This window comes from Streptomyces sp. BBFR25 (assembly GCF_044590125.1).
In the GTDB taxonomy this organism is placed as follows: domain Bacteria; phylum Actinomycetota; class Actinomycetes; order Streptomycetales; family Streptomycetaceae; genus Streptomyces; species Streptomyces canus_D.
Window position 1 is genome coordinate 5064018 of the sequence record NZ_CP172447.1, and the last position, 23047, is coordinate 5087064.

Genomic DNA, 23047 nt, shown 5'->3' on the forward strand with positions numbered 1-23047 from the left:
CCGGGGTGGCGGCTTCGCGTCTGCCCCGGCGGGTTCCGTGCCGGGTGCGGCGCCGTGGGAGTTGCTCGCGCAGTTCCCCGCGCCCCTTGGGGGCGATTCCGTTGACGCCCTCAGCGAGGAGCCGTCACAGCAGTCCGCTCAGCGGCAGTACCCGTTCGGTGAGCCGCCCCCGCAGCCGCCCCCCGGCGGTGTCGGCCTCCTCCGCGAGCCAGCCGGCGGCGACCAGCAGTCCGACGTGCTCGGTGACGTCCTCGGGCCGCACGGCGCAGAACGCGGCGACCCTGTCCAGCGCGAGGCCGTCGCCGTCCTCGCCGGCGTCTGCGAGGAGCCCGTCGGGACGGCTGTGCGCCGCGGTGTACACGGCGAGGAGCCTCGCGGCGGCACCGGCCTTCTTCTTCCGGAGCTTCCGGTCGCCCACCACCTTCTGCGCCCACCCCGAGAGCCGCGCCCGGGTGACCTTGCCGAAGAGGAACGGGCGGGCCCCGCCGGGCAGCAGCGTGGGAACCGTGACCTGGGCGGGCTGCTCGGGCCGCGCGTCCAGCGCCTCGGCGACGGTGACCGTCTCCGGCAGCCGCAGCCAGCCGACGTCGACCAGCTGCTGGAGCACCCGCTCGGAGTCGTCCTGCAGCCAGCCGCCGAAGTCCTGCCCGGTGACGTTCCCGGTACCGGCGCGCGCGGCCCGCAGGGTGAGCATGAGCACCGCGAGCCGGGCGTCGGCCCCGGGGAGCGGGGCGTGGGCCCCGACGTGCTCCAGCACGACACGGGCGTGGGCGCCCTGCCCCCGGGTCAGCAGCCGTTCGACCACCGCCCCGCTCCCGTCCACGGCGACCCCGTGGCGGTTCGCGTCCATCTCGCGGGTGGTGCGCGCGGCCGCCTCCGCCCGCTGTGCCTCCTCGCGCAGGGAGGCGTCGCCGGTGACGGCGGCCCACGCGGCGAAGGCACGGGCCTTGCGGTCGTGCAGTTCGGCCAGGACGGCCAGGTCGGGTTCGCGACGCCGCTGGTAGGCGCGGAACGCGTCCCCGAGGTCGACGAGTTCGAGCCGCAGGACGTCCGGCTGCAGGTCGTCCGGCACGATCCGCTGCGCGACCCGCTGCCACGACTTCCGCTCCCGCCGGGGTCCTCCGCGCGACGGGGCGGTACGGGCCCGTGGCAGCGCCGTGGCGCCCGGGGAGTGCGAGGGCGCGGGCGCGCCGTCGGAGAACAGCACCGCCGCTCCGCCGTCCACCGGCCTCCCGTCCGCCCCGGCGGCAGCCGCCCGCCGCGTGCCCCCCGCCGTCCCCCCGTCCGTTCGACGCCCTCCGCCGGTGCCGTCGACGAACAGCTCGCCCCGGTCACCCGTGCCCGCGCTCACCCGCTCCGCCCTTTCCCTCGCCGACCCGCGGCCTCCCGCACACCACGGCCGCAGCCACCCGACGCTACGCCGCACCGGCACACGGTTCGGGGCGGACCGGGCTGGATCACACGGTCGGGTGACGCCACCGCCGATCACGCCGCCGATGCCGAAGGGAGCCCCGTGCCGAGCGGGACTCGCGCCGAGGGGACGAGCGGCGACGGCGGCTCCCACCCCTACTGCGGCCCGTACTTCCGCCCCGTGCGCGACGTGAGTCCGCCGAGCAGCCCCCGCGGTACCAGCTTCGCCGCGCCCATCAGGGTCTTGTAGCGGGGGTCGGGGATCGACAGGGTCTTTCCGCGGGAGAGGTCCGCGAGGGCGGCGGCGACGACGTTGTCCGCGTCGAGCCACATCCAGTTCGGGATGTTGTCCGTGCCCATGCCGGCGCGCTCGTGGAACTCGGTGCGCACGAAGCCGGGGGCCAGGGCCATCAGACGTACGCCGCTGCCGGCCAGGTCCTTCGCCACGCCCTGGGTGAACTGCACGACCCACGCCTTGGAGGCGCCGTAGGTGCCGCGCGGGACGAAGGCGGCGACGGAGGCCACGTTGACGACGCCGCCGCGGCCCCGCTCCCGCATCGGCTCCACCGCCGCCGAGGTCAGCCGGAGCACCGCCTCGCAGTGCACCTTGAGCATGGTCAGCTCGTCGGCCATGGGCACGTCGAGGAAACGGCCCTTGTTGCCGAAACCGGCGTTGTTGACCAGCAGATCGACGGGGCTCCGGCGGTCCCCCAGCCGGGCGGCCACCGCGTCGATGCCGGCGTCCGTCGACAGGTCCGCCGTCAGCACCTCGGCCTCGATGCCGTGCCGGTCGTGCAGTTCGGTGGCCTGTTCGCGCAGGCGCTTGGTGTCCCGGGCCACCAGCACCAGGTCGTGCCCGTCGGCCGCCAGCCGACGCGCGAACGCGGCGCCGAGGCCCGCCGTCGATCCCGTAATCAATGCCGTTGTCATGGCGCAAGGTTAGGGCGCGCGATCACGGGTGCGGACCGAGCGCGTCCGCCCCGCTCAGCCGCCGTACTGCGCCACGTACTTCCGCGCCGACGCCAGCGCCTCCGCGTGCAGCGCGTCGCCCGCCGCGAGCAGCCGGGGAAGCAGCTCCCGCTGGGTGGTCACCGCGCGGAACTGCAGCGCGACCGTCACCTCGTGGGCGGGCCGGTGCACGATCCGCACCGGGTCGCCCGCACGGATCTCACCGGGTTCGATGACCCGGAAGTAGGCACCCGGCGCGCCCTTCTCCGTGAAGCGCTTCACCCAGCGCGGTTCACCCAGGTGGCCCTGGAAGGTGCGGCAGGGGATGCGGCCGGACGTCACCTCCAGGAGCAGCTCGGGGCCGACCCGCCAGCGCTCGCCGATCAGGGCGCCGGCGAGGTCCAGGCCGGTGGTGGTGAGGTTCTCGCCGAACGAGCCGTTCGGCAGCTCGCGGCCCAGCTCCCGCTCCCAGGCGTCCAGGTCCTCGCGCGTCATCGCGTACACCGCCTGGTCGTCCCCGCCGTGGTGCCGCGCGTCGCAGACGGTGTCACCGGCCAGGCCGCTCGCCCCGGCCCACTCCGTTCCGGGCGCCGCGACCCGCACGGGGCCGTCGGCCGGCCGCTTGTCGATGCCGGTGACGCCCTCGGGCTGGTCCGTGTACGGCACCGCCTTCGCGCGTCCCAGGTTGACGGACAGAAGCCTCATGGCGGGAAGGTGCATGCGAGAACGGTAGGGCATGCGCGGTCAAAGCGGCGACGCATTATTCGGCGTCCGGTCAAAGGGTCGCTTATCCTCGGGGGTGTGATCGAGGCTCGTCATCTCCGCGTGCTGCGCGCCGTGGCATCCACCGGTTCCTTCTCCGCCGCGGCGCGCGAGCTGGGCTGCACCCAGCCCGCCGTCAGCCAGCAGATGAAGGCCCTGGAGTCGTCCGTCGGCACTCCGCTGCTGGTGCGCACCGGGCGCGAGATGCGGCTGACCCAGGCCGGAGAGGCGCTGGTGCGGCACGCCGCCGGGATCATCGCCGGGCTGACGGCGGCCGAGGAGGAGGTCGCCGCGATCGCCGGGCTGCGCGCCGGGCGGGTCCGGCTGGTCTCCTTCCCCAGCGGCAGCTCCACCCTCGTACCGACCGCGCTGGCCGCGCTGCGCGCCGCGCACCCCGGCACCCGGGTCTCCCTGGAGGAGGCCGAGCCGCCGAAGTCCGTCGAGCTGCTGCGCGAGGGGGACTGCGACGTGGCGCTCGCCTTCCGCTACGAGGGCGCGGCCGGCGCCGAGGAGTGGGACGACCTGGCCGTACGGCCGCTGCTGAGCGACCGGCTGGTGGCGCTGGTTCCCGAGGAGCACCGGCTCGCCCGTACGGAAGGGGTCGGGTCCGTGGCCATCGGCGAGCTGGCCCGGGAGTCCTGGATCGCGGGCTGCCCGCGCTGTCGCGGCCAACTGGTCGAGGTGTGCGAGGGGGCCGGATTCACCCCCCGCATCGACTTCGCGACCGACGACTACCCGGCGGTGGTCGGCCTGGTCGGCGCGGGCCTGGGCGTGGCCGTCCTGCCCCAGCTCGCCGTCGAGTCCGTACGGCCCCGGGGAGTGCGCACGGTCGCGCTGGAGCCGGCCGTGCGGCGGGAGATCGTCGCGCTCACGCTGCCCGACCTGGCGCAGGTGCCGGCCGTGGCGGCCACGCTGGACGAGCTGGCCCGGGCGGGCGCGCGCCAGCCGGCGGCGCGCTGACCGCGTCGGGGGGCCCTGCGGGGTCCTTGAGGGGCCCGTCGTCGCGTACGTCCAGAGAAACGTTCCTTCAGTGAGGTGCGGCCGCCTCCCCGTCGGCCGACGCCGATGCCGTGGCCGCCACCAGGCGGTTGCGGGCCCGTCCCATCAGTTCTTCGCGCTCGTCCTCGGTCAGTCCGCCCCACACGCCGTACGGTTCGCGCACAGCCAGCGCGTGCGCCGCGCACTCGGCGCGGACCGGGCACCTCATGCAGACCTCCTTGGCCGAGTTCTCGCGAGCACTCCGTGCCGCACCGCGCTCGCCTTCCGGATGGAAGAAGAGCGAGCTGTCCACCCCGCGGCACGCAGCCAGGAGCTGCCAGTCCCACAGATCCGCGTTCGGTCCGGGAAGGCGGGAGAAATCTGCCATTGCGTGACCCCTTGTAGCCGTTCTGGGTGGATACGGTGTCCACGACCGTACAACTACGATCTAAGGAGATGAAAATATGACTCATTGCGAATCTAGTCGCAGACACCGCCGAAGCGGAAGAAAAGCGGCTAAATGGGGCACCGCATGTGAGGAAACGGCGCGGGTCCCCCGCGCGTGTCTGCTGCGTGCCCGCCCCCTCACGTAGAGTGCCGAAGACGACACACAGCCCCGTAACTCTTTCGAGTGACCATCGTTGAGAGTGCGGAGGCGGTTGAAGGAACAAGTGCTCGGGCGGGCGTCCGGGACGGTCGACCGCACAGGTGACGATTTCGTACCAGCCTGGAGGCTCAACGTGACGCGCATCAGCTGCGGAGGACGGCCATGACTTCCGTCCTCGTCTGCGACGACTCCCCGCTTGCCCGAGAGGCGCTCCGCCGCGCGGTCGCGACCGTGCCCGGCGTCGAGCGCGTGACGACGGCCGCCAACGGCGAGGAAGTCCTCCGCCGCTGGGGAGCCGACCGCTCGGACCTGATTCTGATGGACGTGCGCATGCCCGGTCTGGGCGGTGTCGAGACCGTCCGGCGGCTGCTGTCCGCCGACCCCGGCGCGCGCATCATCATGCTCACCGTCGCCGAGGACCTGGACGGCGTGGCCCTCGCGGTCGCCGCCGGTGCCCGTGGCTACCTGCACAAGGACGCCTCGCGCGCCGAGCTGCGCGCCACCGTCACCCAGGCCCTCGCCGACCCGACCTGGCGGCTCGCCCCGCGCCGGCTGCGCTCGGCCGAGATGGGTGCCGCGCCCACGCTCACCGCGCGGGAGATCCAGGTGCTCGAGGGCATGAGCCACGGCCGTTCCAACGCCGAGATCGGACGTGAGCTGTTCCTCTCCGAGGACACCGTCAAGACCCACGCCCGTCGGCTCTTCAAGAAGCTCGGCGCCTCGGACCGGGCGCACGCGGTGGCGCTTGGGTTCCGGTGGGGCCTGGTCCGCTAGGAGCACCCCGTGCGGTGGAGGCCGACGAGGCCGGTCGGGGAGGTGACGATCCCCGCTTATCGCGAGGTGAGCGGGGGTGACAAGGCGACCCGCCGGATGCGCGCTGCTCGTTTCGCCGCGGATGACGCATCCTTGAGGTGTGGAGTTCCTCGGGGACGAGTCGTTCGAGCGGAAGGGGAGGGCGCAGGGGATGAGTTCCGGCGCACCTGCTCATAACGCTTCGGTGCACAACAACGGGCACGGAGCCACGGATCGGACGGCCGCAAGGCACCATGGACCGATGCGTGACGACGAGGCGGCCCCTGATCAGGGGACGGTCGGTGGACTCGTCCACCGCGCCGTAGACGGGGACGAGCAGGCCACGCACGACCTGCTCGCCCATGTCCACCCCTTGGCGCTGCGCTACTGCCGTACGCGGCTGTCCCGGCTGCCCGGCGACGCCCGGCACTTCGTCGAGGACCTCGCCCAGGAGGTCTGCGTCGCGGTCCTGCTCGCGCTGCCCCGCTACAAGGACACAGGACGCCCCTTCGAGGCGTTCGTCTTCGCCATCGCCGCCCACAAGGTCGCCGACCTCCAGCGCGCCGCGATGCGCCACCCCGGCTCGACGGCCGTCCCGTCCGACGAGATGCCCGAGCGGCCGGACGACTCGCTGGGCCCCGAGGAGCGGGCGCTGCTCAACAGCGACGCCGCCTGGGCCAAGAAACTGCTGGCCAACCTGCCGGAGAACCAGCGCGAGCTGCTCCTGCTGCGCATCGCGGTCGGACTCACGGCCGAGGAGACCGGACAGATGTTGGGAATGTCACCAGGGGCGGTCCGGGTCGCCCAGCACCGGGCGCTGAGCCGGCTGCGGGCGCTGGCGGAGCAGTAGTTCGGGCGGTTCGCGCAGCGTGCCGTGCGCCGGACCGGCTCGTACAAAAGCACGAAGGTCGCACGCTTCCTTGATCGTGGAATGACCCACGTCCACTTCCCGTTAGCATGGACATCCGCACCGATCAAGGCCATTTGGGGAAGGTGTCATGACTGCCAACGTCGACGGAGTGCCCGAGAAATTCGCGACACTCGGGCTGACCTACGACGACGTGCTGCTGCTGCCGGGCGCCTCCGCGGTGCTTCCGAACGCGGTCGACACCTCGTCCCGCATCTCCCGCAACGTGCGGGTCAACATCCCGCTGCTCTCCGCGGCCATGGACAAGGTGACCGAGTCCCGGATGGCCATCTCCATGGCCCGCCAGGGCGGCGTCGGCGTCCTGCACCGCAACCTGTCCATCGAGGACCAGGCCAACCAGGTCGACCTGGTGAAGCGCTCCGAGTCGGGCATGGTGGCCAACCCCATCACCATCCACCCGGACGCCACCCTTGGCGAGGCCGACGCCCTGTGCGCCAAGTTCCGCATCAGCGGTGTCCCGGTCACCGACGGCGCGGGCAAGCTGCTCGGCATCGTCACCAACCGCGACATGGCCTTCGAGACCGACCGCACCCGGCAGGTGCGCGAGGTCATGACGCCGATGCCGCTGGTCACCGGCCAGGTCGGCATCTCCGGCGTGGACGCCATGGAGCTGCTGCGCCGCCACAAGATCGAGAAGCTTCCGCTGGTCGACGGCGACGGCGTCCTCAAGGGCCTGATCACGGTCAAGGACTTCGTGAAAGCCGAGCAGTACCCGCACGCCGCGAAGGACGGGAAGGGCCGCCTGCTGGTCGGCGCCGCCGTGGGTGCCAGCCCCGAGGCGCTCGACCGCGCCCAGGCCCTCGCCGAGGCCGGGGTGGACTTCCTCGTCGTCGACACCTCGCACGGCCACAACAGCAACGCGCTGAGCTGGATGTCGAAGATCAAGTCGAGCGTCGGCGTCGACGTCGTCGGCGGCAACGTCGCCACCCGTGACGGGGCCCAGGCCCTGATCGACGCGGGTGTGGACGGCATCAAGGTCGGCGTCGGCCCCGGTTCCATCTGCACCACCCGCGTGGTCGCCGGCATCGGCGTCCCGCAGGTCACCGCGATCTACGAGGCCTCCCTCGCCGCCCGCGCCGCCGGGGTGCCCCTGATCGGCGACGGCGGCCTCCAGTACTCCGGCGACATCGGCAAAGCGCTGGCCGCCGGCGCCGACACCGTGATGCTGGGCAGCCTGCTGGCGGGCTGCGAGGAGTCGCCGGGCGAGCTGCAGTTCATCAACGGCAAGCAGTTCAAGTCGTACCGCGGCATGGGCTCGCTGGGCGCCATGCAGTCCCGCGGCCAGGGCCGGTCGTACTCGAAGGACCGGTACTTCCAGGCCGAGGTCGCCTCCGACGACAAGCTCGTGCCCGAGGGCATCGAGGGCCAGGTCCCCTACCGGGGCCCGCTCGCCAACGTCCTGCACCAGCTCGTCGGCGGTCTGCGCCAGACCATGGGCTACGTGGGCGCCGCCACCATCGAGGAGATGGAGTCCAAGGGCCGCTTCGTCCGGATCACCTCGGCGGGCCTCAAGGAGAGCCACCCGCACGACATCCAGATGACGGTCGAGGCGCCGAACTACAGCCGCAGCAAGTAAGCACCCAGGCAGCAGCCTCCCGAGGGCGGCTCCGGAGCATCCGGGGCCGCCCTCAGCGGTGCCCCGGCGGGTCCGTCGGGGATACTGGAAGGCGCTGCAACGCATCAGGGAAAGGCCACAGACGTGACTGAGATCGAGATCGGGCGCGGCAAGCGCGGCCGCCGGGCGTACGCCTTCGACGACATCGCCGTCGTCCCCAGCCGCCGTACGCGGGACCCGAAGGAGGTCTCGATCGCCTGGCAGATCGACGCCTACCGCTTCGAGCTGCCGTTCCTGGCCGCTCCCATGGACTCGGTCGTCTCCCCGGCCACCGCGATCCGCATCGGTGAGCTGGGCGGCCTCGGCGTCCTCAACCTGGAAGGGCTCTGGACCCGGCACGAGGACCCGCAGCCGCTGCTCGACGAGATCGCGGAGCTGGACACCGACAACGCGACCCGCCGCCTCCAGGAGATCTACGCCGCCCCCATCAAGGAGGAGCTGATCGGGCAGCGCATCAAGGAGGTGCGCGACTCGGGCGTGGTCACCGCAGCCGCGCTCTCCCCGCAGCGCACCGCCCAGTTCTCCAAGGCCGTCGTGGACGCGGGCGTCGACATCTTCGTCATCCGCGGCACCACCGTCTCCGCGGAGCACGTCTCCGGCTCGCACGAGCCGCTGAACCTGAAGCAGTTCATCTACGAGCTGGACGTCCCGGTGATCGTCGGCGGCTGCGCCACCTACACCGCCGCCCTGCACCTGATGCGCACCGGCGCCGCGGGCGTCCTCGTCGGCTTCGGCGGCGGCGCGGCCCACACCACGCGCAACGTGCTGGGCATCCAGGTGCCCATGGCCACTGCGGTCGCGGACGTGGCGGCGGCCCGCCGGGACTACATGGACGAGTCCGGCGGCCGGTACGTGCACGTCATCGCCGACGGCGGCGTCGGCTGGTCCGGCGACCTGCCCAAGGCGATCGCCTGCGGCGCGGACTCCGTGATGATGGGCTCCCCACTGGCCCGCGCGACCGACGCGCCGGGCAAGGGCAACCACTGGGGCATGGAGGCCGTCAACGAGGAACTGCCGCGCGGCAAGAAGGTCGACCTCGGCACGGTCGGCACCATCGAGGAGATCCTCACCGGCCCGTCCCGCAACCCCGACGGCTCGATGAACTTCTTCGGCGCCCTGCGCCGCGCCATGGCCACCACCGGCTACAGCGAGCTGAAGGAGTTCCAGCGCGTCGAGGTGACGGTCGCGGACTCGCAGCACCGGCGGTAGTCCCCACGGCATGTGAAGGGGCCGGTCACCTGATGGGTGACCGGCCCCTTTCGCGTGCTCGGGGCTCTTGAGGGGGCGCGAGACGCGGCGCGGGGGCGTGCGGTGGGGTTCGGGGCGAATACGCAGGGGAGGGCCGTGCCGGATCGGTAATGTCCCTGCTCGGCGACCCAGTTCTCTGGGGCGCCCCCATCCAAGGAACCGTTCCGGACCCCGCTCCTCAGGGCCCGGCCCGAATTCCAGACGGACCGCCTCACCGGGATATGGGCGGCATCGTGGAAGGGGGCGCGCCATGGGCCGTCACCGCAAGCCCACCCGCTGGGACCGGATCCGTCTGCGGATGGTGAAGTTCCGGAGGAGGTGGATCCTGCGGATTCACGGGAAGTGAGCGGCCACCCCTAAGAGAAGTAGGGGTGGACACTCCGTTCACTTCTCTGGAGCCTGCCGCAGGCCCACTGCGGTGGGCTCCACCTGCTCCCCCACCGTACCGGCGCAGCCACCCTCTCACCACCAGCTCCGTGGCACGGTCACCCCCGTGCGCCCCCGCCTCACAACCGGTGCGCCGCCCCCGTGGGTGTGGCGCCCCGCGTGTCCAGGAGGAGCTGGGCCTTGACCGACAGGCCCTGGAGGTCGTACGTGCGGTGCTGCTGGAGCAGGATGGTGAGGTCGGCGTCGGCGGCGGCCTCGTAGAGGGAGTCGGCGCGCGGGACGGGGCGGCCGGCGACGTTCCAGGACGGGATGTGCGGGTCGTGGTAGCTCACGGCGGCGCCCATGGACATCAGGCGGGTCGCGATCTCCTCGGCCGGGGTGGCCTGCTGGTCGGCGAGGTCGGCCTTGTAGGTGACGCCGAGCAGGAGGATGCGGGCGCCGCGCGCGGACTTGCCGTGCTCGTTGAGGAGGGCGGCGGCGCGCTGGACGACGTAGCGGGGCATCTGGGCGTTGACCCGCTGGGCCAGCTCGACCATGCGCAGGCTGTGCGGCGCCCGGCCGGTCAGGTCCTGGGCGACGGAGTGGCCGCCGACGCCGGGGCCCGGGCGGAAGGCCTGGAAGCCGAAGGGCTTGGTCTCCGCGCAGCGCAGGACGTCCCACAGGTCGACGCCGAGGTCGTCGCAGAGCACGGCCATCTCGTTGACCAGGGCGATGTTCACATGCCGGAAGTTGGTCTCCAGGAGCTGGACCGTCTCCGCCTCCCGCGGCCCGCGCGCGCGGACCACCTTGTCGGTGAGGCGGCTGTAGAAGGCGGCGGCCGACTCGGTGCAGGCGGGGGTGAGGCCGCCGATGACCTTCGGCGTGTTGGCCGGGGTGAAGTCGCGGTTGCCGGGGTCCACGCGGCTGGGGGAGTAGGCGACGTGGAAGTCGCGGCCGGCGCGCAGCCCGGAGCCCTGCTCCAGGAGGGGGCGCAGGAACTCCTCCGTCGTGCCGGGGCGCACCGGTGACTCCAGGATGACGGTGGTGTGCGGGCGCATGTGGGCGGCGAGGGTTCGGGCCGCGGCCTCCACCTGGGTGAGGTCCAGGCCGCCGTCCGCGCCCGGCGGGGTCGGCGCGCAGATGACGGCGGTGCGGACCCGGCCCAGCTCGGCCGGTCCGGTCGGGGTGCGGAAGCCCGTGGCGAGCATCCGGCGCACCTCGGCGGGGGTGAGCGGGTCGGCCTCGGGGCCGGTGCGGTAGCCGAGGGTGGGGATGCCGGCGGCGACGGCGGCCTGGGCCAGCGGCAGGCCGTACGGGCCGAGTCCGATGACGGCGAGATCTGCGGGCATGGCGTGGGCCGTCCTTCCCAGTAGCCGAAGCGGGACAGGTGCGCAAGCCCGGTGGACAGGACGGGCGAGCACAACGTCAGACTAGGAGTAAATATGACCGATTTGCGGTATTGATCTGCGGAGTTTCGGCGAGTGTCGACGGGCCGGTGCGGGCCGGTGCGGGCTCGTGGGGAAGTTGTCCACAGGTTGGGGCCCGCGGCTGCCGATGTCGGGCAGGCCGGTCAGAATCTGGGCATGGTGGGTACCAGGAACCGGGCTCACCCGACGGGTGCGGCCGGCGCGACCGACAGCGGGAGGCAGCAGTGAGGACAGCGACCCTTGGGCCGGAGCAGCGCGCCGAGTCGCTCGCGGCGATGGCCGAGCGCGAACTCGACGTACTGGTGGTGGGCGCGGGCGTGGTCGGTGCGGGCACCGCGCTCGACGCCGTGACGCGCGGCCTGTCCGTCGGCCTGGTCGAGGCCAGGGACTGGGCCTCGGGCACCTCCAGCAGGTCCAGCAAGCTGATCCACGGCGGCCTGCGCTATCTGGAGATGCTCGACTTCGTGCTCGTGCGGGAGGCGCTGAAGGAGCGCGGTCTGCTGCTCGAACGGCTCGCGCCGCACCTGGTGAAGCCGGTGCCCTTCCTGTACCCGCTCCAGCACAAGGGGTGGGAGCGGCTGTACGCGGGCTCCGGCGTCGCGCTCTACGACGCCATGTCCATGGCCCGCGGCCACGGCCGGGGCCTGCCGCTGCACCGGCACCTGAGCCGCCGTCACGCCCTGCGCGTGGCGCCCGCCCTCAAGAAGGACGCACTGGTCGGCGCCCTGCAGTACTACGACGCCCAGATGGACGACGCCCGCTTCGTGGCCACGCTGGTGCGCACCGCGGCGGCGTACGGCGCCAAGGTCGCCAACCGCGCCCGGGTCACCTCCTTCCTGCGCGAGGGCGAGCGGGTCGTCGGCGCGCGGGTGCAGGACGTCGAGGCGGGCGGCGAGTACGAGGTCCGCGCCAAACAGGTGGTGAACGCGACCGGGGTGTGGACCGACGACACCCAGGCGATGGTGGGCGAGCGCGGCCAGTTCCACGTCCGGGCCTCCAAGGGCATCCACCTGGTCGTGCCCAAGGACCGCATCCACTCCAGCACCGGCCTGATCCTGCGCACCGAGAAGTCCGTGCTGTTCGTCATCCCCTGGGGCCGGCACTGGATCATCGGCACCACGGACACCGACTGGGACCTGGACAAGGCCCACCCGGCCGCGTCCAGCGCCGACATCGACTACCTGCTGGAACACGTCAACTCGGTGCTGTCGGTGCCCCTCACGCGCGACGACGTCGAGGGCGTGTACGCCGGTCTGCGCCCGCTGCTGGCCGGTGAGTCGGACGCCACCAGCAAGCTGTCGCGCGAGCACACCGTCGCCCACCCGGTGCCCGGCCTGGTGGTCGTGGCGGGCGGGAAGTACACGACGTACCGGGTGATGGCCAAGGACGCCGTGGACGAGGCCGTGCACGGGCTCGACCTGCGGGTCGCCGACTGCGTCACCGAGGAGACCCCGCTGCTCGGCGCCGAGGGCTACCACGCGCAGTGGAACGCGCGGGCCCGGACCGCCGCCCGCACCGGACTGCACGTCGTACGCGTCGAGCATCTGCTCAACCGCTACGGCTCGCTGACGGAGGAACTGCTCGAACTCGTCGCCGCCGACCCCTCCCTGGGCGAGCCGCTCACCGGCGCCGACGACTACCTGCGCGCCGAAGTCGTCTACGCCGCCTCGCACGAGGGCGCGCGGCACCTGGACGACGTCCTGACCAGGCGCACCCGCATCTCCATCGAGACCTTCGACCGGGGGACGCGCTGCGCCCGCGAGGCCGCCGAGCTGATGGCGCCGGTGCTGGGCTGGGACAAGGGCCAGGTCGAGCGGGAGATCGAGCACTACGAGAAGCGGGTCGAGGCCGAGCGGGAGTCCCAGCGCCAGCCGGACGACCTGACGGCCGACGCGGCCCGGCTGGGGGCGCCGGACATCGTGGCGCGGTGAGGAGGGCGGGAACGGAACCCTCCTGGCACCCTGGGCGTAGAGCACTTGTCGGGTGAGGGACAATGAAGGCTCTGTCAGGGCGGGTTGCATGAGGGGACGCATGTCGGAGGCGGAGCGGGCGGGGACATCCCGTACGGACAAGAGCGCACGTCTCCTCGCCGGGCGGTACCGGCTGGGAGACGTGCTCGGCCGCGGCGGCATGGGGACGGTGTGGCGCGCCGAGGACGAGACCCTCGGACGCACGGTCGCCGTCAAGGAGCTGCGGTTCCCGGGGAACATCGACGAGGAGGAGAAGCGGCGCCTGATCACGCGCACGCTGCGCGAGGCCAAGGCGATCGCGCGGATCCGCAACAACAGCGCCGTCACGGTGTACGACGTGGTCGAGGAGGACGACCGGCCGTGGATCGTGATGGAACTCGTCGAGGGCAAGTCGCTCGCCGAGGCCATCCGTGAGGACGGTCTGCTGGAGCCCAGGCGCGCCGCCGAGGTCGGCCTCGCCGTCCTGGACGTGCTGCGCTCCGCGCACCGCGAGGGCATCCTGCACCGCGACGTGAAGCCGTCGAACGTACTGATCGCCGAGGACGGCCGGGTCGTGCTCACCGACTTCGGCATCGCCCAGGTCGAGGGCGACCCCTCCATCACCTCCACCGGCATGCTCGTCGGCGCCCCCTCCTACATCTCCCCCGAGCGCGCCCGCGGCCATAAGCCCGGCCCGGCCGCCGACCTGTGGTCGCTGGGCGGACTGCTGTACGCCGCCGTCGAGGGCACCCCGCCCTACGACCGGGGCTCGGCGATCGCGACGCTCACCGCGGTGATGACGGAGAACCTGGAGGAGCCGAAGAACGCGGGCCCGCTCCGGGACGTCATCTACGGGCTCCTCAACAAGGACCCCGACCAGCGGCTCGACGACGCGCGCGCCCGCGCGATGCTCAACAAGGTCATCCACGCCCCGGAGCAGGCGGCCGGGGCCGAACCGGTCGACGCCACCAAGGTGGTGCCGCTGCCGCCGCAGCCGGACGGGCGCAGGCGCCGCGGCGGTGCCCAGGGGTCCGGCGGCAGGCTGGGCGAGGAGGCCGGGGAGAAGCTGCGCGGAGCGCTGCGTTCCGTGCGCAAGGCGGCTGCCGGGGCCGGTGCGGCCGGTGCCGCCGCCTCGCGGACCAAGCCGGACGACGGCGGCCGGACGGCGTCGGGAGCCGCGGGGGCGACCGCCGCCCACGGGTCCGCCGGTACGACCCCCGCCCCGCCGGCGCCGAGGGCGGGATCGGCCTCGGGACCGGGCGCGGGTACGCGTCCCGGCGGTGGTGGCGCCGCCGGGACGGCCGGTCCGGGTACCGGTGCGGCGAACGCGGCCGGCGGAGCGCGGAGTTCCGGCTGGCCGGTCGTGCCGCCGCCGGACCTGCCCGCCCGGCCCGTGCCGCGGGCCCCGCTCACCGACGTGGTGCCGCGCCGGACGCTGATCATCATCGCGGTGGTCGTGGCGCTGGCCGTGCTCGGCACCGTGCTGGCGCTCACGCTCGGCGGGGGCGACGACAAGGGCGCCGAGGGCGGCAGCGGCGGCAAGCCCGCGGCCTCCGCCGGTGCGAGCGACGACACCAAGCGGGACGAGGAGAGCGGTACCGGCACCGACGGTTCCGCCTCCGACCCGGCGGCGAGCGGGGAGGCGTCCGGCGCCCCGGACGCCGGGGCGAGCGCGTCCGGCGAGACCGGCGGGGAGTCGGACGGCGAGTCGGACGACGCCGGGAAGTCCGAGGACGACGAGGACGTCGCCGCCACCCACAAGGGCGGCCAGGGCTACCGCATCGGACTGCCCGAGGGCTGGAAGTTCACCACCACGGGCTCCTCGGGCGACCGGTTCACCGGCCCCCGCGGGCAGAAGCTGCTGGTCGCCTGGACCTCCACGCCCAAGGGCGACCCCGTCGCGGACTGGAAGAACCAGGAGCGGTACATGGTCCGCTCGAACTACCAGAAGATCCGCATAGAGAAGGTGGGCTACCGGGGCTGGAACGCGGCCGACTGGGAGTTCACCTACACCGACGGCGGCACCAAGTACCGCACCGTGGACCGCGGATTCGTCGTCAACGACCACCAGGGTTACGCGCTCATGTACACCGCGAAGGCCGCCGACTGGGGCGACGATCTGCGCCGGGACACCTGGCGGACCCTGTCGAAGACCTTCGAACCCAAGTCCTGAGCGGACGGGTCCGGAGGCGGACTCTCCGGCCAGCCCGGGGCGGGCTCTGCGGCCCGGGCCCCACGGGGCCCGGGTTTGAGCCGCGCGATATCTGGCATCAGCTCATTGCGGGTTGCCTCCGGCACGTATCGTGAGTGGTTGCGGACCGTACGCAGCCGGAACGGCCCGCCGGACGAACGGAATTGACCGACGGCTGCCGGGGGTGGCGACGTGGACGACTACGCGGGACGGGTGCTCGCCGACCGCTACCGCCTGCCCCTGCCGCCGTCCGACGAGTACGAACTCACCGAGACCCGGGCCTTCGACACCTACAGCGGCCAGGAAGTCCTGGTCCGCCAGATCCCGTTGCCGGAGGTCGTCGAGGCCGAGGTGCTCGACGCGGACGGCCTGCCCGACGGCTTCACGGCCCGGGACGGCGGCGCCCGGTACCCCGGCAGGCGGACCCCGGCCGCGGGCGGCGGCCCCAGGCGGCCGGCCGATCCGGTGGTACGGCGTGCCGTCGAGGCCGCGCAGGCCGCGGCGGCCGTGCCCGACCATCCGCGCCTGGACCAGGTCTTCGACGTCTTCGCCGAGGGCGGCTCGCTGTGGATCGTCAGCGAGCTGGTGGCCGCGAGGCCGCTGGCCGCGCTGCTCGCCGAACAGACCCTGACGCCGTACCGGGCGGCCGAGGTGGCCTCCGACGTCCTGCTGGCGCTGCGGGTGCTGCACTCGTACGGCTGGGTGCACCGCAACATCACCGCGCGCACCGTGCTCGTCTGCGACGACGGGCGGGTCATGCTGACCGGCCTGGCGGTCGGGGCGGCGGAGGAGGCGCTGTGCGGGTACGACCCGGTGCCCCCGCCGCCGGACGAGGAGCCGGGCACCGCCGTCGACCCGAACGGAACCTTCGGCCCCGGTGGCGACGCCCCGCGGACCGGCGTCTACGGCCCCGGTGGCGCCGACCCCGAGGCCGCCCGGCGGGCCGCCATCGAGGCGCGCGGCGTCGGCGGGCTCCCGGTGCCCGGGACTCCGGGGCCGGGCAGGGCGCCCGCCGGACTCGCGCCCGCGTCGCTCGACGCCGCCGGGGACGCCCGTGCCGCGCGCGCCGGTGCCATCGCCGCCTACCGGGCGGGAGCCAGGGCCGCCGCCCGCGTCCAGGAGGCCCAGAACGGCCACGCGGCCCTGCCGGGCGCCCGCCCCGCCCCCGACGACACCTCACGAGCCGGTGACCCCGGCACGCGGGCCGGACACCCGGGTTTCGCCACCGGTCCCGGCTCCCCGCACAACGACGCCGACGACCCGGGCCCCGGTGACCCCGCCGCTTCCGGTGATGCCGCCGCCGGCCCGCCGGGGCAGATCGCCGACCCCTACGGCGTACGCACCACCTCCTGGCACGGTGCCCCGCCCCGTCCCCCCGGCGGCCCGGCGTCCTCCATCGCCCCTCGCACCGGCGACCCGGCGTTTCCCGCCCCCCGCCAGGCCGGTGAACGGGGAGCGGCCGGGCGGGCTCTGCCCGCCGGGCGGCAGGAGGGCACCGAGGGGTCTGCCGCCGCATGGTGGGAGGCCAATTCCGAGCCCCCCGCCGCGCCGCGGGAGGACACCCCCGAGCCCGCCCCCGGTGACCCGGCCGCGGCGGAGGGCGGGGCAGGGCCCCGTGCGGGCTGGGACGACCTGGCCGCCCGGACGCCCGTACCGCGCGGTCCGGCCACCGCGCTCGCCGCCGAGCGGGCCCGGCAGACGCGGATGGCCGTGGTCGGACCCGTGACCGAGCGCTGGGCGCCGGAACAGGCCGGTCCGGTGCACGAGAACTGGCAGCTGGCCGCGCCCATCGGCCCCGCCACCGACCTGTGGGCCCTGGGCGCGCTGCTCTTCCGCGCCGTACAGGGACACGCGCCCTACCCGGAGGAGTCGACCGCCGAGCTGGTGCAGATCGTGTGCGCGGAGCCGCCGGCGTTCGCCGAGGAGTGCGGGCCGCTGCGGCCGGTCGTGGAGTCGCTGCTGCGTCAGGACCCCACCGAGCGCATCGAGTTCGAGGAGCTGAGCGGCTGGCTGCGTTCCCTCGTGCGGTCCGCGCCCGAGCCGGAGGCGGGCCTGCACGTCATCGCGGCGCCGCCCGTCGAGACCGGCCGGCTGCCGATCGTGCGCCGCCGCGGCGAGCTGGTGCGCAGGCGGCGTGCCGGGCTGCCCGCGCACCACGGACGGCACAAGCGGCCGGAGCCCGGCCGCTCCCCGCGCAGCCTCGGCCGGACCCTGCTCCTGCTGATCCTGCTCGCGATGGCGGGCGCCGTCGCGTACGCCATGTTCTTCATGCCGAAGAGCGACACCAACGGCACGGGCACCGCCGACCGGACCGGTGCCGCGGGCGAGGCGAGCCAGGCGCCGTCCGCCAAGTCGCCGGACGCCGGGAGCGAGCCCCGGCCGGACCAGACCTCCCCGAAGCCCGACCCCGGCTCCTCGCGGTCGACGGGCGGCACCGAGACCCAGTCCGGCGTCGCCGACGGCTTCACCCTGCGCAAGGACCCGGAGGGCTTCCGCGTCGCCGTCGCCGACGGCTGGAACCGCACGCCCCGCAACGGCAGCGGCCAGGTCGTCTACGCCAAGGGCGACTTCGAGCTGATCGTCGTACCGGGCCGCGACCGCGCCTCCGAGTTCGGCGACGACCCGATGACCTACCAGCGCGACAGCGAACCCGAGTTGGCCTCGTACCGCGCCTCCAGCTGGGCCACCTCCAGCGGCCTGAAGACCATCGAGGTCGGTGGACGGACCATGGCGGAGGGGCAGTTCACCTGGACCGCCGCCGGTGGCGGCGAGCTGTACGTGCGCAATGTCGCCGTCCTGATCGACGGTCGCTACCACGTGGTGCAGGTCCGCGGTCCGGAGGCGGAGCGTGACGAGGTGAGCAAGCTGTTCGAACAGGCCTCGGCCACCTACCAGTACACCCGCTGACCGCAGTTCGGCCCGATGGTTGCCTCACGTCACGGAAAGCGACAACCGTCACAGAGCGGTTTCCATCCCACCCCACCCGTTCCCCGGACGGGAGCCGGTCCCTAGTCTGGCCCTGACAAGACCATTGCGGGGCAACGTGAATCAGATGCAGGGCCGGCTCGTCGCGGGACGCTACCGGCTCGGGGAAGCCATCGGCAGCGGCGGCATGGGCCGGGTGTGGCGCGCACACGACGAGGTGCTGCACCGGACCGTCGCCATCAAGGAGTTGACCGCGGCGCTCTACGTCTCCGAGAGCGACCAGGCCATCCTCCTGGCGCGCACCCGGGGCGAGGCGCGCGCGGCGGCGCGGATCAACCACTCGGCCGTCGTCACCGTGCACGACGTACTCGAACACGACGGCCGGCCGTGGATCGTCATGGAGCTGGTGGAAGGCCGCTCGCTGGCCGACGCCGTCAAGGACGAGGAGCGGGTCGACCCGCGCGAGGCGGCCCGGATCGGCCTGTGGGTGCTGCGTGCCCTGCGCGCCGCGCACACCGCAGGCGTCCTGCACCGCGACGTCAAACCGGGCAACGTCCTGCTCGCCGACGACGGCCGGGTGCTGCTCACCGACTTCGGCATCGCGCAGATCGAGGGCGACTCCACCATCACCCGGACCGGAGAGGTCGTCGGCTCCGTCGACTACCTCGCGCCCGAGCGCGTCCGCGGCCACGACCCCGGACCGTCCTCCGACCTGTGGGCACTCGGCGCGACGCTGTACACGGCGGTGGAGGGCAGGTCGCCGTTCCGCCGCACCTCCCCCCTCACCACCATGCAGGCGGTCGTCGAGGAGGAGGCCACCGAGCCCCGGTACGCCGGTGCGCTCGCGCCGGTCATCAGCGCCCTGCTGCGCAAGGACCCGGCCGACCGGCCCGACGCGACCGAGGCCGAGCACCTGCTCGCCCAGGCGGCCGAGGGCAGGCGCCCGAACGGCGCCCAGGCGTACGTGCCGACCACCCAGTACCCGGGGCCCCCACCGCAGGCGGGCGACACGACCCACCAGGGGATACCGGGGGCACCCGGGATGCCGGGAGGGACCGGCGGGACCCCCGCCACGCCCTACCCGCCGACGCCCGGCCCCACGGCGACCGGCCCCACGACGGTCGGCCCCGCCCCGACCGGGTACACCGCACCCGGTCACCCGATGGCGCCGGCGGCGGGCGGCGCCGCTCCCGGACGCGCCCGCCGGGTCCGCATGCGCACCCTCGCCCTGGTCGTCGCCGCCGCCGCGCTCATCGGCGCGGGCACCGCCGTGGTGCTCCAACAGCGCGACGAGGGCGGCTCGTCGGCTGGTGGCGACCCCACCCAGGGATCGTCCGCCACCGCCTCCCCTTCCCCCTCGGCCTCCGCCACGACCGGCAAGGGCCCCGGCGGCTCCGTCCCGGCCGACTGGACACGCCGCGACGACCCGCTGGGTTTCAGCCTCTACCTGCCCGAGAACTGGCAGCGGACGGACTTCGACGGCGACAGCGGCGAACTCCGGCAGATCGACTACACCCCCGACGGCGGCGAACACTTCCTCCGCATATCAGTCGACACCGCGCCCGACTACAACGACCCGTACGTCCACCTGCAGGACCTGGACGCGCAACTCCGCCAGCGGTTGGTCGACTACCGGCGCGTCAGCCTGGAACGCGTCGGCTACCGCGACCGCGACAGCGCCCGGTGGGAGTACACCTTCACCGCGCTGGCGAAGGACACCGAGTTCCCCGGCCCGCGCCGTGCCGTGTCGCAGACGTACATGTCGCGCGACGGCGTCGAGTACGCCCTCAACATGTCGGGACCGGCGAGCGACTGGCCGACCACCCAGCGGCGGTTCAAGGCGGTGCTGCAGAGCTGGCAGGAGAAGACCGGCTGATCCGCGCCGTCGCCGCGACGCCGCTCGCGCGCCCGTCGGTTGTCGGCCACCCGTGTGACGGCGGCCCGGAGGGTGCCCGTCCGGTGGGGCATGATGGGACGCATGGTGACCGAGGGGGCGGGCGGGCGTCTCGTCGCGGGCCGTTACCGGCTCCACGAGCGGCTCGGTCACGGCGGTATGGGCATCGTGTGGCGGGCCACCGACCAACTGCTCGCCCGCGAAGTGGCCGTGAAGGCGCTGCCCCTCGACGAGTCCCTCTCCGCGGCCGAGGCCCGACGGCGCCGTGAGCGCACCCTGCGCGAGGCCCGCGCGGTCGCGCAGTTGCGGCACCCGCACGTCATCGTCGTGCACGACGTGGTCGAGGACGACGCACGCGCGTACATGGTCATGGAACTGGTCGACGGCGGTTCCCTCGCCGACCGTGTCCTCAGCCGCGGCCCCGTCGACGCCGCCGAGGCCGCCCGCATCGGCGTCGCCCTGCTCGACGCCCTGGGCACGGCCCACGCGGCAGGGATCCTGCACCGGGACGTGAAGCCGTCGAACGTGCTGATCGCCGAGGACGGCCGGGTCGTCCTCACCGACTTCGGGGTGGCCCAGGTGGCGGGCGCCACCACGCTCACCGAGAGCGGTTCCTTCGTCGGTTCCCCCGAGTACACCGCGCCGGAGCGGATGTCCGGGGCCGGGACCGGGCCGGAGTCGGACCTGTGGTCGCTGGGTGTGCTGCTGTGCGCGGTCCTCAGCGGCGCGTCCCCCTTCCACCGCGACTCGCTGGGCGGTGTGCTGCACGCCGTCGTCACCGAGGAGATCCGCCCGCCCGCGCAGGCCGCACCGCTCCTCCCGGTCGTACGGGGCCTGCTGGAGCGCGACCCGCGACGGCGGCTGGACGCGGCGTCGGCACAGCGGATGCTGCGGGCCTTCCTCAGCACCGGTCGTACGCCCGCCACACCGGCGCAGGCCGTGACCGGCGGGCCGCTGCGCGCGCGGCGGAGCATGCGGCGGAGCGTGCTCATGGCGGTGCTGCTGGTCGTCGCGGCGGCGGGCGCGGGCGTCTCGGCGGCCGTGCTGCTCGCGGACGGAGGCGACGACGGGGGCGGTGCGCCGACGAGTTCGGTGCCCGCCACGCCGACGCCCACCCCCACGCCCACCCCGCCGACGACGGAGCCCGCGTCGCCGACCGCGTCCGGTTCCGGCACCGGTACCTAAACGGGAGATAAGCGGCAGCCCGCGTCACGGGTCTGTGACCGCCGCGCACCGGCGGTGGAAACAGGAGCACCCGGCACGGTATGGATGACCCATGAGCAGCAACGGGGGGCCCCGCAGCGGGGCGGACGAGCCGACCAGTTTTGACCTGCGACCACCGAACCCGCCCGTCGGCGTGCCGCATCCCGGCAATCCGTACGCGGCACCCACGCAGGTCGTGCCGGCGCCCGCGCCCTCGCCCGCGTCTGCACCCGGACCCGCGTCCGCGCCCGCCGCACCGGACCCGGGCGCCGGGCGGCTCATCGCCGGCCGCTACCGCCTGCTCGCCAAGCTCGGGCACGGCGGCATGGGCACGGTGTGGCGGGCCAAGGACGAGACCGTCGACCGCGAGGTCGCCGTCAAGGAGCCCCGCGTCCCCGACCACCTTCCCGAACGCGAACGGGCCAACGCCTTCGAGCGGATGCGCCGCGAGGCGCGCGCCGCCGCCCGGCTCGACCACCCCGCCGTGGTCGACGTGCACGACGTGGCGGTCGTGGACGAGCAGCCGTGGATCGTGATGGAACTCGTGCACGGGCGCTCGCTCGGCGACGCCCTCCAGGAGGGCACACTGAGCGCGCGCGAGGCGGCCCGGATCGGCCTGGAGGTGCTCGGCGCGCTGGAGGCCGCGCACGCCGCCGGCGTCCTGCACCGGGACGTGAAGCCGGACAACGTCCTGCTCGGCCGGTACGACCGCGTCGTCCTCACCGACTTCGGCATCGCCCAGATCGAGGGCGAGACCAGCCTGACCGACACCGGCGGCTTCGTCGGCTCGCCCGAGTACATCGCCCCGGAGCGGGTGCTGGGCCAGCGCCCCGGCCCGGCGAGCGACCTGTGGTCGCTGGGCGTGGTGCTGTACGCGGCGACGGAGGGCGTCTCGCCGTTCCGCCGCAGCAACACCCCCGCCACGCTCCAGTCGGTGCTCAACGCCATGCCCGCGCCGCCCGCCTCCGCACAGGGCCCGCTGGCCGAGGTGATCACGGGGCTGCTGGACAAGGACCCGGCGCGCCGCCCGGACGCCGCCCGGGTGCGCGCCCTGCTGGACGCCGCCGCGAACCCGCCCGCGCCGCCGCCCACACAGGTGGTCCGGCTCGACGGGCCCGAGGGACCGGGCGCGGCGCCCCCGTCCCGCTGGAGCGTCCGGCTGGGCCGCAACGCGTGGATCACCCTCGGCACGGCGGTCGTCGCGGCGGCGGTGGCGTCGTACCTGGTCGTCGCGGAGCCCTTCGCGGGCCCCCTGCCGGAGGGCTGGAAGCAGCACAAGCTCGACGGCAAGGTCCGTATGAGCGTCGGCGTGCCCGCCGAGTTCGTGAAGGCGAAGCACCCGGACGACTGGGACGGCACCAACGAGACCTTCGCCGACCCGAGCGGCGCGGTCACCGTCTCCGTGGACCGGGACATCAAGGCCGACGACAAGACGAACGAGATCCCGGACACCGCCGGTGCCAACGCCTGGGCGGACTGGGAGATGCTCAAGGACGGCGAGTACTCCTGGAACTTCGCCGCCGATCCCGCGCCCGAGGGCGAGCCGAGCGAGACCGAGTACAAGGGCGAGAAGGCCGCCGAGAACACCATCGCGTACACGACCTCGGATACCCAGAACCCCCGCGCGCGCGAGTTCCACATCCTGTACTACCGGGCCGACAACGGCGACATGTACAAGGTGTCGATCGACTACCCGCGCGAGGGCTACTTCGCCGACGAGGGCCGGGAGATCGCCCGGACGGTGGTCGCCAACTGGGAGGTGGCCGGCCTCTGAGCCGGGAAAGAAGTGCTCGCGTGCCGCCCT

16 protein-coding genes are annotated in these 23047 nt (G+C 73.7%); 11 read left to right on the forward strand and 5 right to left on the reverse strand.

All coding sequences use genetic code 11. From position 1 onward, the window contains the following. Nucleotides 1–124: 124 nt before the first annotated feature. From ACGH52_RS23300 to ACGH52_RS23310, 3 genes are all read right to left on the reverse strand, one after another. On the reverse strand, nucleotides 125–1351 hold the full coding sequence (locus ACGH52_RS23300) for a hypothetical protein (RefSeq protein WP_399942034.1): 1227 nt from the start codon (nucleotides 1349–1351) through the stop codon (nucleotides 125–127). Between the two features lie 215 nt (nucleotides 1352–1566). Next, complete coding sequence (locus ACGH52_RS23305; protein ID WP_399942036.1) at nucleotides 1567–2340, reverse strand: SDR family NAD(P)-dependent oxidoreductase; 774 nt, start codon at nucleotides 2338–2340, stop codon at nucleotides 1567–1569. A 54-nt stretch (nucleotides 2341–2394) separates the two neighbouring features. After that, nucleotides 2395–3063 carry an MOSC domain-containing protein gene (locus tag ACGH52_RS23310; protein ID WP_399942039.1) on the reverse strand — a complete coding sequence of 223 codons (669 nt, stop codon included), beginning with the start codon at nucleotides 3061–3063 and terminating at the stop codon, nucleotides 2395–2397. A gap of 96 nt (nucleotides 3064–3159) precedes the next feature. On the opposite strand from ACGH52_RS23310, the gene ACGH52_RS23315 reads away from it, so the two are divergent. Further along, on the forward strand, nucleotides 3160–4080 hold the full coding sequence (locus tag ACGH52_RS23315; RefSeq protein WP_059300060.1) for a LysR family transcriptional regulator: 921 nt from the start codon (nucleotides 3160–3162) through the stop codon (nucleotides 4078–4080). Between the two features lie 67 nt (nucleotides 4081–4147). Here ACGH52_RS23315 and ACGH52_RS23320 read toward each other — a convergent pair whose 3' ends face one another. After that, entirely contained in the window at nucleotides 4148–4486 is a 339-nt protein-coding gene (locus ACGH52_RS23320) for a WhiB family transcriptional regulator (protein ID WP_121700967.1), read from the reverse strand. Between the two features lie 381 nt (nucleotides 4487–4867). Between ACGH52_RS23320 and ACGH52_RS23325 the strand changes: the two genes are divergently transcribed. The 4 genes from ACGH52_RS23325 to ACGH52_RS23340 all read left to right on the forward strand — a co-directional run bounded on the left by ACGH52_RS23325 (nucleotide 4868) and on the right by ACGH52_RS23340 (nucleotide 9249). Beyond that, on the forward strand, nucleotides 4868–5479 hold the full coding sequence (locus ACGH52_RS23325) for a response regulator transcription factor (RefSeq protein ID WP_003948568.1): 612 nt from the start codon (nucleotides 4868–4870) through the stop codon (nucleotides 5477–5479). Between the two features lie 280 nt (nucleotides 5480–5759). Continuing rightward, a complete protein-coding gene (locus ACGH52_RS23330; protein ID WP_019329587.1) occupies nucleotides 5760–6347 on the forward strand; it encodes a sigma-70 family RNA polymerase sigma factor in 588 nt (195 codons plus the stop codon). Between the two features lie 148 nt (nucleotides 6348–6495). Further along, entirely contained in the window at nucleotides 6496–8001 is a 1506-nt protein-coding gene (gene guaB, locus ACGH52_RS23335) for an IMP dehydrogenase (protein WP_076975886.1), read from the forward strand. 123 nt (nucleotides 8002–8124) lie between these two features. Further along, the gene (locus ACGH52_RS23340; RefSeq protein WP_052839813.1) at nucleotides 8125–9249 is read left to right on the forward strand and encodes a GuaB3 family IMP dehydrogenase-related protein; all 1125 of its coding nucleotides are present in this window, start codon (nucleotides 8125–8127) and stop codon (nucleotides 9247–9249) included. Between the two features lie 545 nt (nucleotides 9250–9794). Here the strand turns inward: ACGH52_RS23340 and ACGH52_RS23345 are convergent. Then, nucleotides 9795–11003 carry a nucleotide sugar dehydrogenase gene (locus ACGH52_RS23345; protein WP_399942044.1) on the reverse strand — a complete coding sequence of 403 codons (1209 nt, stop codon included), beginning with the start codon at nucleotides 11001–11003 and terminating at the stop codon, nucleotides 9795–9797. A 302-nt stretch (nucleotides 11004–11305) separates the two neighbouring features. On the opposite strand from ACGH52_RS23345, the gene ACGH52_RS23350 reads away from it, so the two are divergent. The 6 genes from ACGH52_RS23350 (at nucleotide 11306) to ACGH52_RS23375 (ending at nucleotide 23017) form a co-directional block, all read left to right on the forward strand. After that, on the forward strand, nucleotides 11306–13012 hold the full coding sequence (locus ACGH52_RS23350) for a glycerol-3-phosphate dehydrogenase/oxidase (protein WP_121700826.1): 1707 nt from the start codon (nucleotides 11306–11308) through the stop codon (nucleotides 13010–13012). A gap of 100 nt (nucleotides 13013–13112) precedes the next feature. Next, nucleotides 13113–15203, forward strand: a complete 2091-nt coding sequence (locus ACGH52_RS23355) for a protein kinase (protein ID WP_399946856.1) — start codon at nucleotides 13113–13115, stop codon at nucleotides 15201–15203. Between the two features lie 210 nt (nucleotides 15204–15413). After that, nucleotides 15414–18128 (forward strand): protein kinase, encoded by a 2715-nt coding sequence (locus ACGH52_RS23360; RefSeq protein ID WP_399942047.1) that lies wholly within the window; start codon nucleotides 15414–15416, stop codon nucleotides 18126–18128. Nucleotides 18129–18273: 145 nt separating this feature from the next. After that, nucleotides 18274–20022 carry a serine/threonine-protein kinase gene (locus ACGH52_RS23365; protein WP_210974239.1) on the forward strand — a complete coding sequence of 583 codons (1749 nt, stop codon included), beginning with the start codon at nucleotides 18274–18276 and terminating at the stop codon, nucleotides 20020–20022. 93 nt (nucleotides 20023–20115) lie between these two features. Further along, a complete protein-coding gene (locus tag ACGH52_RS23370) occupies nucleotides 20116–21225 on the forward strand; it encodes a serine/threonine-protein kinase (RefSeq protein ID WP_247699521.1) in 1110 nt (369 codons plus the stop codon). A gap of 91 nt (nucleotides 21226–21316) precedes the next feature. Further along, on the forward strand, nucleotides 21317–23017 hold the full coding sequence (locus ACGH52_RS23375) for a serine/threonine-protein kinase (RefSeq protein WP_399942050.1): 1701 nt from the start codon (nucleotides 21317–21319) through the stop codon (nucleotides 23015–23017). The last annotated feature ends 30 nt before the right edge of the window (nucleotides 23018–23047 follow it).

Excerpts from the sequence above, each read along its gene's own strand:
- ACGH52_RS23305 (WP_399942036.1), bottom strand. The coding sequence starts at position 2,340 with ATGACAACGGCATTGATTACGGGATCGACGGCGGGCCTCGGCGCCGCG.
- ACGH52_RS23310 (WP_399942039.1), bottom strand. The coding sequence starts at position 3,063 with ATGAGGCTTCTGTCCGTCAACCTGGGACGCGCGAAGGCGGTGCCGTAC.
- ACGH52_RS23320 (WP_121700967.1), bottom strand. The coding sequence starts at position 4,486 with ATGGCAGATTTCTCCCGCCTTCCCGGACCGAACGCGGATCTGTGGGAC.
- ACGH52_RS23325 (WP_003948568.1), top strand. The coding sequence starts at position 4,868 with ATGACTTCCGTCCTCGTCTGCGACGACTCCCCGCTTGCCCGAGAGGCG.
- ACGH52_RS23330 (WP_019329587.1), top strand. The coding sequence starts at position 5,760 with ATGCGTGACGACGAGGCGGCCCCTGATCAGGGGACGGTCGGTGGACTC.
- guaB (WP_076975886.1), top strand. The coding sequence starts at position 6,496 with ATGACTGCCAACGTCGACGGAGTGCCCGAGAAATTCGCGACACTCGGG.
- ACGH52_RS23345 (WP_399942044.1), bottom strand. The coding sequence starts at position 11,003 with ATGCCCGCAGATCTCGCCGTCATCGGACTCGGCCCGTACGGCCTGCCG.
- ACGH52_RS23355 (WP_399946856.1), top strand. The coding sequence starts at position 13,113 with ATGTCGGAGGCGGAGCGGGCGGGGACATCCCGTACGGACAAGAGCGCA.
- ACGH52_RS23365 (WP_210974239.1), top strand. The coding sequence starts at position 18,274 with ATGCAGGGCCGGCTCGTCGCGGGACGCTACCGGCTCGGGGAAGCCATC.
- ACGH52_RS23370 (WP_247699521.1), top strand. The coding sequence starts at position 20,116 with ATGGGACGCATGGTGACCGAGGGGGCGGGCGGGCGTCTCGTCGCGGGC.
- ACGH52_RS23375 (WP_399942050.1), top strand. The coding sequence starts at position 21,317 with ATGAGCAGCAACGGGGGGCCCCGCAGCGGGGCGGACGAGCCGACCAGT.